A 15,145-nucleotide genomic window follows, 5' to 3' on the forward strand; every position below is an offset into this window, starting at 1 on the left:
CTTGGCATGTAACGATATCTTACGCAATCTGAATTAAACTCATCTTTGGCGATCATGATCAGTATCGTTTGCATAAGCGCTGTATCTATGAAACTCGCGTGCACACCGTTCTGAGCACAAACAATCGCATTATGCATGCATTAAAACATCAAAGTTAATTGCAATTACATTAATACTTTAAAACGTCACTATTTCAGACAAAACAGATTATAAGCCAAAACGCTAAAATGCCTTTAAAACTTTCAGATACATTATGAATTTTGAAATGGCAAAGACGTTAAGCTTACAAACAGCCCCACAAACTTATCATAAAGTACGTTTGTATCAATAGCAGAAGCTGTCAGTATGAACATGCACTAAATATCATAAAGACGATACCCAGCCAACCATTTTTCTTAAACCTTCATCTTTGGTTATTTTAGGTTGCCAGCCAAAATCAGCTTGAGCTTTTGAAATATCTGCTACGTAGACGCGTTGGTCACTTTGCCTTACTGGCAAACGGTTAAACTTCATTTCTATAGACAACTCTCTTTCTAAGAAATCAAAAAGTTCTAACAGCGACAAGCTATTTCTCATACCCCCGCCAATGTTATATGCTTTACCTTGAGTAATATTTATATTTTCAAGCGCAGCAAAATAACATGCTATCAAGTCGTTCCCAAAAAGAACATCACGTACTTGTTTTCCTGTACCCGAAATTGTAAAAGGTTCTTTCAATAAGCCACTCTTTATATCGATCGCTTGCTTTACGAACCAACCTATCCATCCCTGATCTGCGGTTGCATACTGACGACCACCAAAGATCGAAGAATGACGGAAGACCACTGTACGCAATCCAAACATCTTTGCGTAGTCTAGCATATATTGGTCGGTAGCACCCTTAGAGCAGCCATACGGAGATTGAAAATCCAATTGCACTTTCTCGTCAAAACCATTGTCATACCCAACAGCTTTAAAACGAGTAGGTGTTTCTTCATATTCTATCCACTCCAGATCACCGTACACCTTATTTGTTGAAGAATAAGTTACAATAGCTTCTGGGGCGTACTTTCTAACCGCTTCTAAAACGTTATTTCCACCTAACACGTTCACTTCAAAATCAAACCTTGGATTATCCAAAGATGTGGTCATAGCTACCTGACCCGCCAAATGAAAAACTACATCGGGTTTCGCGTCGCGTACTGCATATTCTACATCATTATATGAACGGATATCTGAATGATAGAACTTAAATGTGCCTAAGCTCTGCAGCCATTTCAAATTTTGCTCCGTACCTGTGCGATATAAATTGTCAAAAACAAACAATTCATCACCTTTTTTCAAAATCTCGGCAGCGAGGTTCGAACCTAAAAAACCACATCCACCTGTAATTAAATAACGCATATTAATGATCTTTAAGAGTTGATATAATCCCTAATTACGTTGGCTATGTAATCGTAATGTTCCTCGTCTAATCCAGGCCAAACGCCTAACCAAAATGACTGATTCATAATAATGTCAGTATTGGTCAGATCACCTACTATCCGATGTTCGACATCTGTATAAGCGGGCTGACGCAACAAGTTACCGGCAAACAACAAACGTGTACCTATTTTCTTATCCTCCAAGTGCTGCACCAACATATGCCTGTCACTTGCGTCCCCATCACGCAGGGTCATCAAAAATCCAAACCATGACGGGTCCGAATCTGGAGTAGGTTCAGGCAATATAAATACCTCTTCAAACTCCTTCATGCGCTCATATAAAGCAGCATAATTTTGCTTTCTCTTCTCTACGAACCGATCTACTTTCCGCAATTGCGAAAGGCCAATGGCAGCTTGCATATCAGTAACTTTTAAGTTAAACCCAATGTGCGAATAAGTGTATTTGTGATCGTAACCATAAGGCAGTGTACCTAATTGCTGCGAAAATCTACATGCGCAGGTGTTATCTTTACCAGGTTCGCAATAACAATCACGACCCCAATCACGGAAACTTTCGGCAATTTTACTTAATACAGGGTTATTGATCAATACAGCCCCACCTTCGCCCATGGTGATATGGTGAGCCGGGTAAAACGAAAATGTTGCAATATCGCCGAACGTACCTGTTTTCTTTCCTTTGTAAGTTGCACCTAAAGAATCGCAATCATCCTCTACTACCCAAAGGTTATATTTCTTTGCCACTCGCATTACCTCATCCAGATCAAACGGGTTACCAAGCGAGTGGGCTATCATAATAGCTTTTGTTTTTGGCGACACCGCCTGCTCTATCAGATCAGCCTTTACGTTGTGCGTAGCTACATCTACATCAATAAATACAGGTATAGCGCCAAATTGCACGATCGGGTTAACTGTAGTAGGGAAACCGGCGGCTACGGTAATAACCTCATCGCCCGGCTTGATAGCCCGATCCCCAAGCTTTGGCGAAGTTAATGCGTAAAAGGCCACTAGGTTAGCTGATGAACCAGAGTTTACAAGTAATGATCTGAAAGCGCCAAAATATTGAGCAAATTCTCTTTCAAAGTCATTGGAAAAGCGACCAGCGGTCAACCATCCATCGGCAACAGCTTCTATACCCAACAGAAGATCATCTTCTTCGATAATTTTACCTGTAACCGGTATATAATCTACCCCCGGAATGCTTCTTTTAAAGGTTTTTAATTTGATCTCTTGATCGTTGATGGTTATCATATTATTAATGATTTTTCTTTGTTAATCGTTTTTATTAATCCCGAATCAATATCGAATTTTGGCTGCCAGCCAAAATCTGTTAATAACTGCGTATCAGCTTTAGCATACATCACATCGCCCTTACGCATTGCAACAGCGCCAAATTTTAGATCAATATCACTATTAGCATGGGTCTTGATCTTTTCTACTACGTTTCTTAACGTATTGGGTTGGCCAGAACCAAGCGGCACATTTATGAACTGATCTTCCTGAGTTGGTAGTTTTTCCAGCAACAGTAAATAAGCGCTAACAACATCTTCGATATAAATAAAATCGCGGTACTGCGTACCCTCGGACAGATCGATATCCGCTGCACCAGAGAGTATCTTATTTAATATAAATGTAATAAATTTTGTGTTATCATCGCCCGGACCATAAAAGTATTGCAGCTCGACATTAGTGGTTTTTACTTCCGGTTGCTGTTCTAGTAAATTTACAAATTGGCCCTTTGATAAAGCATAGGTATTTAATGATGGTGGCAGGGATGTGCCTGTATTTAAAAAATACTTAATGCCGTAAGCTATACATTTATCCAACAAGCTTACCGGAAAAACCAAGTTAGCTTGATATATATCAGATAAACTTTCACCCTTACGACCGTAAGAGGCCGCTGTATGTAGCACGCAATCTATTTGATTTTCGGCAAATGCCCTATCAAGACCGTTCGCATCAAGATCGTAAGACCTGAACTTTCTTTCTATAGGCATCAAACGTTTGATATTTGACGTCGATCTTTTTAATATTACCAAATTATAAGAGCTATTTACTAAGGCTTCGGCCAACTTGCTGCCTAAATAACCAGTAGCACCTGTTAATAATATGGTTTTTACTGTGCCCATTCTATTCCTTTTTTCGAAGCTTTGGCGGTATAAGATACGATCTGTTCAACACGTTTATTTAATATGTCTTGGCCTTTCAGATCATCATTGTAGCCTCCAACCGTAAACTCGACTGTTTCATCAAAACTCAAAGCTGGTCTCCAATCAAGTTGATTTACTGCCTTAGATATATCTAATTTCAAAAGATGAGCCTCATGGGGTTTAACGGTATCCGCAGGGATCGTATAACCACCGTTCGGGTCGATCAACAGCATTTTATCGATCAATTGTTTAACCGAATAGTTAGCCGTATCTTCTGGGCCAAAATTCCATCCTCCGCTATATTCTATTCCCTCGTTATACATTGATGCTCCTAAATTAAGATAGCCGCTTAGGGGCTCCAATACATGTTGCCAAGGACGTGTTGCATAAGGGTTTCGGATAGTTAATTTCTCGCCCGCTTTTGCCGCTCTGAAATAATCGGGTACGATACGATCTTTGGCCCAATCTCCGCCGCCGATAACGTTACCCGCACGTGCAGATGCAACATGGCATCCGGAATTGCTGAAATAAGAATGAATATATGAACTGGTGATAAGTTCAGCGCAACCTTTAGATGCACTATAAGGATCCTTACCTCCCATGGGATCATTCTCCCGATAACCCCATACCCATTCTTTATTATCGTAACATTTATCACTGGTGACATTGATCGCGACCTTGACCGACGGTGTGTGCCTGACAGCTTCAAAAAAATTGATCACGCCCATCAAGTTCGTCTCGAAAGTACCTACTGGATCTTGATAAGATAACAAAACTAATGGTTGTGCCGCCAAATGAAAAGCTATATCGGGTTGCACTTTAGCAAAATAGCTTGCCAGTGCTTTAGCATCTCTTACGTCGCCCTCCTGATGGTGTATCTCGTTCTCAAGGCCACAAGTAACAAAATTATCCAGATCAGATGTCGGAGCGAGCGCAAATCCATATACATCAGCGCCAAGCTGCTTTAACCAGATCGCCATCCATGATCCTTTAAAACCAGTATGGCCTGTAAGCAGTACTTTCTTTCCTTTATAGCAATTCCCAAAGCTCATAATATTTTTTTTATATATTATTTGAATATTACCAATTTTTCCACTTAGCCTTATCTTGCACCCAATCTTCTTCCAACTCTTGCTTATCGCGTAATGTATCCATTGGCTTCCAAAAGCCCTCGTGTTTAAATGACATCATTTGGCCCTCTTCTGCAATTTTTTCCATAGGCTCACGCTCCCAGATCGTTTTATCTCCCTCTATGTAATCGAACACCTGCGGTTCGCAAACAAAAAAGCCTCCGTTTATCCACGCGCCGTCGCCCTTTGGCTTTTCGGTAAAAGAATGCACCGAGCCATCCTCGCCGATATTTAACGCTCCAAAACGGCCTGACGGCTGCACTGACGTAACAGTGCAATATTTGCCCGCAGCTTTATGAGCATCTACTAAATTAGAAATGTTAACATTGCCAACACCATCGCCATAAGTCAACATAAATGCCTCATTGCCAACATGTTCCTTAATTCTTTTTATACGACCACCAGTCATTGACTCATTACCCGTATCTACTAATGTGATCGTCCAAGGCTCGGCTTGCGAATCATGAACTTTTATAGAGTTATCTTTAAGATCGATAGTGACATCAGATTTGTGCAAAAAATAATTAGCGAAATATTCTTTTATAACATAACCCTTGTAGCCTAAACAAATGATGAAATCATTATATCCGTATGACGAATAAATTTTCATGATATGCCATAGGATAGGCATCCCACCGATCTCTACCATTGGCTTCGGCTTTAAAACCGTTTCTTCAGATAATCGGGTACCTAAGCCCCCGGCAAGTAACACAACTTTCATATTAAATTATTTTAAGATTTATGATTCAACTTTAATACCTTCTGATAAGGGATAGGTACAGCACAATAATTGCTCGCCTGGTAAAAGTTTATCAGGCCGATGCGTTATACCTATGGTTTTAACATCTCCGGCAACAACTTTACCTTTACAAATAAGGCAACTACCGGTCTGGCAAGAATAAGGTAACTCTATCCCGGCATCCAAACCTGCTTCGAGAATGCTTTTTCCTTTAATTACCTCCACCTGCGTTGAAACTCTATCGCTAATGATCTCTACAGTACAGGTAATAACGTCTTCAAAATCCTTCGGATCTTTTACGATCTCAAAATCTTCCGAGTGAATATGCGAGGGATCTACATCAAACTTTATAAGTTCGTCTTTAACAGACTCTTTCAAACCCAACGGACCACATACGTAATGAACTGAATGCTTAAGCTGATCAACTTCATTTAAAACAGCAAGCACTTTGGCTGGCTGTATCCGCCCTTCTACCAAATATGTATTAGTTGCATTTACCCTTAATTTTGTATGAAAATTCCAAAGCGTAAAATTGCTGTACTGCTGTTTAAGCTGCTCTATTTGAGACACAAATATTGTGCTTTCATGACTACGATTACCATAAACTAAAGTAACATGGTTACTATAATTCCCTAAAACGAATTTGGCTATAGACATCAACGGAGTTACCCCGCTACCTACTCCCCACAACACAACATGGTTAGTATTATTAAAATTGTCGCGGTCAATTACAAAGTCGCCCATTGGGGGCATTACCTCTATCGTATCACCAACTTCTACCTTATCAACTATATGATTCGATACCACTCCCTGCAAAACCCGCTTTACAGTTATATTCAAGGTAGCATCTATGCCAGGAGCAGAAGAAAACGAATAAGGTCTGATATACCGTCTACCATTTATTCTAAATATAACAGTAAGGTATTGGCCGGCCTGATATGCAATTTTTTTTAAACCCGGTTGTTTAAAACATATAGTAACTGCATCATCGGTCTCTTTTACTTTTTCAACAACTTTTAAACCGTATGTGATCATATCAAATCAAGATAAATGGCATCGTTCTATTTATCTTGTCTGTTAAATAATTTAGAGAAAAAGCCCTTTTTATTAGACTTGGTATCCAAATAACCGCCATAACTTCCGTAGCCATAACCATAGCCGTAGCCATAACCATAGCCGTAACCATATCCCATGGCATTTGATTGGATATCGTTAACAACGATATAGGTCTTCTTCAATTTTTTTGTTTGGGCAAGTTCATTTACAATACCCAACTGAGACTTATAAGTATAATTTTGACGAACGATATATAAAGTGACATCGACATATTGCTCGATCAGCAATGCATCAGAAACCAAACCCACCGGCGCGCTATCTATGATAACATAATCGAACTTCTTTTTCAGTTCGTTGATCAGGATGCCTAATTTCTCATTTAAAAGTAACTCGGCAGGGTTAGGAGGAATAGGTCCAGACGAGATCAGAAATGTGCCATCGTTAACATATAATGGTTTCAATATAGACTCGATAGAAACTTTATCAGAAATTACATAGTTAGTAAAACCAGACTCATTACTCATACCCATGTTTAAAGACAATTTGGGTTTCCTTAAGTCCAACTCAATAAATACTACCTTCTTTCCACCAGCGGCAAGTACCAGGCCTAGGTTGACTGATATAAATGATTTGCCCTCGCCGCTCATACTCGACGTTACCATGATAACATTAGAGCGATCTGAGTTTGATAAATATTGTAAGTTCGTTCGTAAGCTTCTAAACTGTTCTGAAATTATTGACCTGCTTTTGTTATCAATAACCAAACTCTTTTCGTCCTCATTGTGATTGATCTCGCCAACCACGGCTAAGTTTGTTGCATTTGTAAGATCAAGCTTAGTGACTACCCTTACATTGAGCATTTCCTTAATACTCAAATATACTACTGGAAGGAAAAGCCCCATTGCAATGCCAACCAAATAAATCAGGTTGCGCTTAGGCGCGAAAGGAGAAGCTGCACTTTTTGCAGGATCGATAATCTGTGATGTTGAAAATGTTGAAGTTTTACTTATCGCTGTTTCCTCTTTCTTTTCAAGCAAAAATATATACAACTGCTGCCTAACAGATTGCTGTCTTGAATAGTCCAAAAATTGTCTCTCTTTTTTGGGAACCTGTTTTAATTCACTGGTTAAAGTCGAATTCCGTTTTACCAGCTCATTTTTACTAATGACCAAATTTCGCTTATACTCATCAAAACTCTTTAACAACCCGATACGAACGTTATCCAATTGCTCGTCAAAATTCTTTACGATAGGGTTATCCGCGGTATAAGTTAAACTTTGCCTGTCTCTTTCTATTAGCATAGTATTATAAGCACCAATTGCGGCTGAAAATACAGGATCCTGAATAGTTAAATTACTCGGAATGATACGCTTGTTAGCCGGGGACCGAATGTACCTTGCTACGTCCTCTATAACTGTAAGTTGCATCTCCAACTCATCAAGTTTCTTAAAATAATCACTAGCTGTGCCTATTAATACCCTTGATTGCTCCGTTATATCTGCCAATTGATTCTCTTTCTTGTATTGTTCGATCTGCTTTTCAATATCAAACAGATCCGAAGTGACCAATTTCAACTGAGAGTCTATGAACTTTAATGTACTATCCGCGATCTTATTTTTATCATTCAAGTTGGCCTTAAGATAAAAATCCATAAAGGTTTGTAGAATAACCTCTCCAGTAGATGGCACCGGATAATTAAGAGAAAGATTTATAACTGTACTTTGTTTACTGGATAGCCCTACCGAAAGCTGCCCAAGCAACGCATCGGTCTTCCCGTCAACAGATTCAATAAGTAACGTATATCCGTCAGGTAATATGATGTACCCCTTTTTACGATTTAAAACAAGATCATACTGAGGCAACTTTACTACTTGGCCAAACTTCGCTTTAACCTTAAAATCATCTGCAGGATTAACTAAAGTAAAATCAGTTTCGGTAACGTCTAATATTTTATAAGCGCGCGGTACTATAGTATCCGTTTTATGAACGATAGCCGCCGTGAAAGGTATGATCCGCTCAGGTATCTCCAAGGACCTAAATGCACCATTAGCTCCCACAGAAATATTAAGATCAAGTTTAGATACTACACTCTTCATTAACGGGCGAGAGGTTAAGATCTCGATCTCGTTCTCTGCACTATTAGAGGTACCCAACAATGAAGAAAGATCCCCACCCAATAGCCCCTTGGGGCCATTATTCCCTTTTTCGTCTAAAACCAGTATTTTTCCGTTTACTTTATAACTAATAGGTGATAGTTTAAGATAAACGACTGCAAGAAATGAACACAATACCACGCTCAACAAGAACAGATACCAGTTAGCAATGATTTTATCTATATAGATTTTCAGGTCAATAGAGTCCTGTGCACTGACCGGATCCAGCGGATCCGTAGCTTGATTTTTTTTATCCGACATTAATTGATTCGTGTTACTAAAATAATGACCAATGATAATACCGCAGTAAAGATGGAGATATTTCTTGTCTGCGAAGCGTCGCTACTTGCAACCTTAGCCTTAAGCGGTTCAACATAGATCTCATCATTTTGCTGCAAATAAAAATAAGGAGACCTAAATACTTCGGAATTATTCAAGTCGAAACGTATGGCATTTACCGAACCATCACTAGCGCGACGGATCAACAACACATTGTTTCGCTTACCATATATAGTCAAGTCACCTGCATACCCAATAGCATCCAGCAGAGTAACCTTTTCATTAGGCATAACATAACTTCCGGGACGCTGCACTTCACCCAAAACGGTTATCTTAAAATTCGCGAACCTTAGAACAACCGATGGTGATTTGTAGAACAACACCGCCTGCTGTTCAACCTTTTCTCTCGCTTCAGTAGTTGTCAACCCAACCAAACTAACTTGGCCCAAAACAGGAATATGCACGTTTCCTTTTTTATCCACTAAGTAACCATAAGAATTAGCAGTATTCCCAGAAAGGATGTTAGCAGATTGAAATGATGAAGACACCCCCCCTGCAACCTGGCCGTTCGCCTCGTTGATAGCAGCAGAGGATGCTCTATCCAGAGTCTGTATCGAAATATAAAGAATATCGTCTATTTGGATCTTAGGCTCCTGATACAAACCATTAACTATTTTAGTGATTTTGGCAGTATCAGAAAGGTCCCCGAAATACTTATAGTTTTTTATAGAAGAACAGGATACATTGAGTAAAACAACGAACGTTAAAAAAAATAACCACCTTGATAGTATCTTATGCATATCATTTATCTAAGACAAACCTTTTAAAATATGGCTAAAAATAGGTATTTTTTTTAACATTTTAACAAAGAAAAATAAAATAAAATTCATCTTTTTGAATTCCACTGTTGTACCGAGGATTTTTTTAAATAGTTCCTCAACAAAAAAATCAACCCTATTATTACAATAAAGATCGGCCACAATGCCAACATACTGTTAAAGTCAGGAACTTGAAATATCGTCTTTACACTCTCGAACATATCCAGTGTGTAAAGGCTCATCACTATACCAAAAATAACTAAACCGATACCAGTAATAATAGAAAAATCAATGCTCTTTTTTGAACTGTTCCGCCGTCCCCTATGCCTAACTTTCTTCTTCTGAATATCCATAACGAGATTATAAATTGTAAAAATATCCGCTTTGCGGATGCTGGTTTTTAATTAAAAGTTTAAACAGATCAAGCCTCACCTACTGCCCCACCAAAATTCATTAGAAAATTAGAGGGTTCTTTTTGCATTGTGATCCTGCCGTTAGCGGCCTCAAACTTATCTATATTATCTTCAAGCGCTGTTAGCAAGCGCTTTGCATGCTCGGGGGTTAATATAATGCGCGACTTTACTTTAGCTTTTGGAACACCCGGCATCATCCTTATAAAATCTACTACGAACTCTGAACTTGAGTGTGTTATGATCGCCAGATTTGAGTATACACCCTCTGCAACCTCTTCTGATAGTTCGATATTCAATTGATCGTTATTCTGTTCTTCCATGTATTAACAAAAATGTCCTGACTAATTTACGTGTTTATTTCGATTACCGTTTTCTGCCTTATATAATTTTATTGTTAAGGACTATGGCAAACAGGATATAAAGGAAGCTTTTGCAGTTAACACACAAAGCCTGCGCGCTTATAGCTACTCCTAAACACAAAAATCACCGAATTGTTTAACTATTAGTACATTTTCAATTAAAGCACGAAACAAATACCATTTAAACAACAAAACCCTCTATAAATAGAGGGTTTTGTAAATATAGACAATAATTTTTAATTATTATGCTTCTACCTCTTCGTTCTTAGAGGCCATCAAGCGGTCAAATTCTTCCTGAGAACCTACACGGATGTTATCATAAGCACGTAGACCGGTACCTGATGGGATCAAGTGACCTACGATCACGTTCTCTTTCAGGCCAAGCATCTTATCTTTCTTACCGGCTATAGCTGCCTCGTTCAGTACCTTGGTAGTTTCCTGGAACGATGCTGCCGAGATGAACGACTTGGTACCTAACGATGCACGGGTAATACCTTGCAACATCGGGCTTGATGTAGCCGGGATAGCATCCCTTACTTCCACCAATTTAAGGTCCTTACGTTTAAGGATAGAGTTCTCATCACGCAGTTTACGTAACGATACGATCTGGCCTTGTTTCAGGTTATTAGAGTCGCCCGGCTCTACAACAACTTTCTTGTCGTAGATCTCGTCGTTCTCCATCATAAAATCCCAGCTATCTACAGCTTCGCGCTCTAAGAAACGGGTATCACCCGGATCCTCGATAGCTACTTTCTGCATCATCTGGTGTACGATCACCTCAAAGTGCTTGTCATTGATCTTCACACCCTGTAAACGGTAAACCTCTTGGATACCATTCAGCAGGTACTCTTGCACGGCAGCAGGGCCTTTAATAGCCAGGATGTCGGCAGGAGAGATAGAACCATCAGACAATGGCATACCAGCCTTCACAAAGTCGTTATCCTGTACAAGGATGTGCTTAGAAAGGGGTACCAGGTATTTTTTAACTTGACCATCGCGCGATTCGATAGTGATCTCGCGGTTACCACGTTTCACACCACCTAAGGTTACCACACCGTCGATCTCGGTAACTACAGCAGGGTTGCTTGGGTTACGTGCCTCGAACAATTCGGTTACACGTGGCAGACCACCTGTAATATCTCGGGTTTTACCTGTCGAACGCGGGATCTTAGCAATAACCTGTCCTGTTTGTAGTTTCTCACCTTCGTCAACCGAAATGTGGGCGCCTACCGGGATATTATAAGCCTTGATCAGATTACCTTTGTTGTCGGCGATCTGGATAGACGGATTCTTAGTTTTATCACGAGTATCGATGATCACTTTCTCGCGGTGACCAGTCTGTTCGTCGCTTTCTTCGCGGAAGGTAACACCTTCTAATACGGCGTCGAACTGAACTTTACCGGCAAACTCTGATATGATCACCGCGTTGTACGGATCCCATGAACAGATCTTGTCGCCACGCTCTATCTTAGCACCATCCTTAACGTACAAGTATGCACCGTAGGGGATGTTATTAGTAACAATAGTTTTGTTAGTACCAGGCTCCACAATGCGGAACTCGCCTGAACGGCCTAATACAACTTCAACTTTACCATCTTCAGCAGTTTCGAACTCTACCGTACGAACGTTCTCAAATTCGATAATACCTTCGTATTTAGCATTGATCTGAGATTCTGCCGCGATGTTAGACGCGGTACCACCCACGTGGAAGGTACGAAGTGTTAACTGTGTACCCGGCTCACCGATAGACTGTGCAGCGATAACACCTACAGCCTCACCAGCCTGAACGCGTTTACCGCTGGCCAGGTTACGGCCGTAGCAAAGCGCACAAACACCACGTTTGCTCTCGCAAGTTAATACCGAACGTATCTCGATGCCCTCCAGCGGAGAATTCTCGATGCTCTTAGCGATCTCTTCAGTAATGTCGTGACCTGCGGTCAATAACAATTCATTGGTCAAAGGATCATGCACATCGTGTAACGAAGTACGACCTAAGATACGATCGTATAATGGCTCAACAATGTCCTCGTTATCTTTAAGGGCAGTTGTGTATATACCACGTAATGTACCACAATCAGTTTCGCCAACGATCATGTCCTGCGCAACGTCATGTAAACGACGGGTCAGGTAACCGGCATCGGCCGTTTTCAAAGCCGTATCCGCCAAACCTTTACGGGCACCGTGGGTAGAGATAAAGTATTCTAATACCGACAGACCTTCTTTAAAGTTAGACAAGATCGGGTTCTCGATAATTTCACCGCCCGAACCTGATTTTTGAGGTTTCGCCATCAAACCACGCATACCTGCAAGCTGACGGATCTGCTCTTTACTACCACGTGCACCAGAGTCAAGCATCATGTAAACAGAGTTGAAGCCCTGGTTATCTGTACTTAAGATCTCCATTACGTTAGCGGTCAACTTATTGTTGATACGGGTCCAGATATCGATGATCTGATTGTAACGCTCGTTGTTGGTAATGAAACCCATGTTATAGTTGTTCATTACCTCTTCCACTTCTTTCGAAGCTTGTGCGATCAGCGTTACTTTTTCTGCCGGGATGTTAACGTCTTTCAAGTTGAACGACAGACCACCCTGGAACGCCATCTTGAAACCTAACTCCTTAATATCATCAAGGAATTGTGCTGCACGGGCCATACCGGTGTTCTTAACAACCTCGCCAATGATATCACGCAGTGATTTCTTGGTCAACAGTTCGTTAATGTAACCAACCTCTTCAGGCACGTGCTGGTTGAACAGTACGCGACCTACAGTAGTGTCGATCAGTTTATTTACTAAGGAGCCATCTTTTTCTTTTACTGTTGCTTTTACTTTAATAAAGGCATGCAGGTCAAGTTTCTTCTCGTTGTATGCGATGATCACCTCTTCTGCCGAGTAGAAAGTAAGGTTTTCACCTTTTACTACGCGGGTAGCATCAGTTTTACGGCCTTTAGTAATGTAGTAAAGACCCAAAACCATGTCCTGAGATGGTACCGTAATTGGGGTACCGTTTGCAGGGTTAAGGATGTTGTGCGATGCAAGCATCAATACCTGGGCTTCCAAAATTGCCGCGTTACCAAGTGGTACGTGCACGGCCATCTGGTCACCGTCAAAGTCGGCGTTGAATGCGGTACAAGTTAATGGGTGCAGTTGGATCGCTTTACCTTCCACCAATTTTGGTTGGAAAGATTGAATACCCAATCTGTGTAGCGTAGGTGCACGGTTAAGGAGGATAGGGTGACCTTTAAGTACGTTCTCCAAAATATCCCAAACCAACGGGTCCTTACGATCAACTATCTTTTTGGCTGATTTTACTGTTTTAACAACACCACGCTCGATCATCTTACGGATGATAAACGGTTTGAACAACTCTGCCGCCATATCTTTTGGCAGACCGCACTCGTGCAGTTTCAAGTTAGGACCTACAACGATTACCGAACGGGCAGAGTAATCCACACGTTTACCTAACAAGTTTTGACGGAAACGGCCTTGTTTACCTTTCAGGATGTCCGAAAGTGATTTCAAAGCACGGTTACCTTCAGTTTTAACCGCGTTAACTTTACGTGAGTTGTCAAATAACGAGTCGACAGCTTCTTGAAGCATACGTTTCTCGTTACGTAAGATCACCTCCGGCGCTTTGATCTCGATCAAACGTTTTAAACGATTGTTACGGATGATCACACGACGGTAAAGGTCATTTAAATCAGAAGTAGCGAAACGGCCACCTTCCAGTGGTACTAACGGACGTAACTCAGGAGGTATAACCGGAACGATCTTCACGATCATCCACTCAGGGTTATTCTCGATACGGGTACGTGCATCACGGAAAGCTTCAACAACCTGAAGACGTTTTAACGCCTCGTTTTTACGTTGCTGAGAAGTTTCGTTAGCTGCCTGATGACGCAGATCGTATGATTGTTGGTCAAGGTCAAGGCGTTTAAGCAATTCTTCTAATGCTTCGGCACCCATTTTGGCCACAAATTTTTGCGGATCTTTATCGTCCAGGTATTGGTTCTCTTTTGGTAAAGTATCTAATACATCCAGGTATTCCTCCTCGGTAAGGAAGTCCATTTTGCTGATACCATCTGCTTCTTTAATACCAGGCTGTATCACTACATAACGCTCGTAATAAATGATCAGATCCAGTTTTTTTGTAGGCAAACCTAACAGGTAACCTATTTTATTAGGCAACGAGCGGAAATACCAGATGTGCGCAACAGGCACCACCAAATTGATGTGGCCCATACGCTCACGACGTACTTTCTTTTCGGTCACTTCTACACCGCAACGATCGCACACGATACCCTTGTAACGGATACGTTTGTACTTACCGCAATGGCACTCGTAATCTTTAACCGGACCGAAGATACGCTCGCAGAACAAACCATCACGCTCGGGCTTGTAGGTCCGGTAGTTGATGGTCTCTGGTTTCAAAACCTCACCGCTCGAACGCTCCAGGATAGACTCCGGAGAGGCCAAACTAACCGTAATGGTGGTGAAATTGCTCTTTATTTTGTTATCCTTTTTGTAAGACATGTTTCTTTTTTTCTAAAAGGTGCTTTTTGGGTAAAAGGTGAAAGGCTAAAGGTGAAAGGTTTTACCCTGCTTTTCACCCTGCCGTTTGGTTATC

Annotated in this window: 10 protein-coding genes; all 10 read right to left on the bottom strand. The window is 40.8% G+C overall.

The genetic code is table 11. From position 1 onward, the window contains the following. Window positions 1-363 precede the first annotated feature (363 nt). On the bottom strand, window positions 364-1,383 hold the full coding sequence (locus tag IRJ16_RS11015; RefSeq protein WP_194111586.1) for a GDP-mannose 4,6-dehydratase: 1,020 nt from the start codon (window positions 1,381-1,383) through the stop codon (window positions 364-366). Window positions 1,384-1,394: 11 nt separating this feature from the next. Beyond that, window positions 1,395-2,672 (bottom strand): lipopolysaccharide biosynthesis protein RfbH, encoded by a 1,278-nt coding sequence (gene rfbH / locus IRJ16_RS11020; protein ID WP_194111587.1) that lies wholly within the window; start codon window positions 2,670-2,672, stop codon window positions 1,395-1,397. Continuing rightward, entirely contained in the window at window positions 2,669-3,550 is an 882-nt protein-coding gene (locus IRJ16_RS11025; RefSeq protein WP_194111588.1) for an NAD-dependent epimerase/dehydratase family protein, read from the bottom strand. Before IRJ16_RS11025 ends, rfbH begins: the two co-directional genes overlap by 4 nt. Next, window positions 3,538-4,623: a CDP-glucose 4,6-dehydratase gene (gene rfbG / locus IRJ16_RS11030; RefSeq protein WP_194111589.1), complete on the bottom strand. Its 1,086-nt coding sequence runs from the start codon at window positions 4,621-4,623 to the stop codon at window positions 3,538-3,540. Before rfbG ends, IRJ16_RS11025 begins: the two co-directional genes overlap by 13 nt. 28 nt (window positions 4,624-4,651) lie before the next feature. Continuing rightward, on the bottom strand, window positions 4,652-5,422 hold the full coding sequence (gene rfbF, locus IRJ16_RS11035; protein ID WP_194111590.1) for a glucose-1-phosphate cytidylyltransferase: 771 nt from the start codon (window positions 5,420-5,422) through the stop codon (window positions 4,652-4,654). A gap of 18 nt (window positions 5,423-5,440) precedes the next feature. After that, a complete protein-coding gene (locus tag IRJ16_RS11040; RefSeq protein ID WP_194111591.1) occupies window positions 5,441-6,475 on the bottom strand; it encodes a ferredoxin--NADP reductase in 1,035 nt (344 codons plus the stop codon). A 26-nt stretch (window positions 6,476-6,501) separates the two neighbouring features. Further along, window positions 6,502-8,910, bottom strand: coding sequence for a GumC family protein (locus tag IRJ16_RS11045; RefSeq protein ID WP_194111592.1), 2,409 nt, complete (start codon window positions 8,908-8,910; stop codon window positions 6,502-6,504). Beyond that, window positions 8,910-9,728 (bottom strand): polysaccharide biosynthesis/export family protein, encoded by an 819-nt coding sequence (locus IRJ16_RS11050; protein WP_194111593.1) that lies wholly within the window; start codon window positions 9,726-9,728, stop codon window positions 8,910-8,912. The genes IRJ16_RS11045 and IRJ16_RS11050 overlap by 1 nt, the downstream gene beginning before the upstream one ends. Before the next feature lie 439 nt (window positions 9,729-10,167). Continuing rightward, entirely contained in the window at window positions 10,168-10,479 is a 312-nt protein-coding gene (locus tag IRJ16_RS11055) for a DUF3467 domain-containing protein (RefSeq protein WP_194111594.1), read from the bottom strand. Between the two features lie 282 nt (window positions 10,480-10,761). Next, window positions 10,762-15,051, bottom strand: coding sequence for a DNA-directed RNA polymerase subunit beta' (rpoC, locus tag IRJ16_RS11060; RefSeq protein ID WP_194111595.1), 4,290 nt, complete (start codon window positions 15,049-15,051; stop codon window positions 10,762-10,764). Between the last annotated feature and the right edge of the window lie 94 nt (window positions 15,052-15,145).

Source organism: Mucilaginibacter myungsuensis (assembly GCF_015222005.1).
Taxonomy (GTDB): domain Bacteria; phylum Bacteroidota; class Bacteroidia; order Sphingobacteriales; family Sphingobacteriaceae; genus Mucilaginibacter; species Mucilaginibacter myungsuensis.

Coding starts and splice junctions, on each gene's coding strand:
- IRJ16_RS11015 (WP_194111586.1), bottom strand. CDS start 1,383: ATGCGTTATTTAATTACAGGTGGATGTGGTTTTTTAGGTTCGAACCTC.
- rfbH (WP_194111587.1), bottom strand. CDS start 2,672: ATGATAACCATCAACGATCAAGAGATCAAATTAAAAACCTTTAAAAGA.
- IRJ16_RS11025 (WP_194111588.1), bottom strand. CDS start 3,550: ATGGGCACAGTAAAAACCATATTATTAACAGGTGCTACTGGTTATTTA.
- rfbG (WP_194111589.1), bottom strand. CDS start 4,623: ATGAGCTTTGGGAATTGCTATAAAGGAAAGAAAGTACTGCTTACAGGC.
- rfbF (WP_194111590.1), bottom strand. CDS start 5,422: ATGAAAGTTGTGTTACTTGCCGGGGGCTTAGGTACCCGATTATCTGAA.
- IRJ16_RS11040 (WP_194111591.1), bottom strand. CDS start 6,475: ATGATCACATACGGTTTAAAAGTTGTTGAAAAAGTAAAAGAGACCGAT.
- IRJ16_RS11045 (WP_194111592.1), bottom strand. CDS start 8,910: ATGTCGGATAAAAAAAATCAAGCTACGGATCCGCTGGATCCGGTCAGT.
- IRJ16_RS11050 (WP_194111593.1), bottom strand. CDS start 9,728: ATGCATAAGATACTATCAAGGTGGTTATTTTTTTTAACGTTCGTTGTT.
- IRJ16_RS11055 (WP_194111594.1), bottom strand. CDS start 10,479: ATGGAAGAACAGAATAACGATCAATTGAATATCGAACTATCAGAAGAG.
- rpoC (WP_194111595.1), bottom strand. CDS start 15,051: ATGTCTTACAAAAAGGATAACAAAATAAAGAGCAATTTCACCACCATT.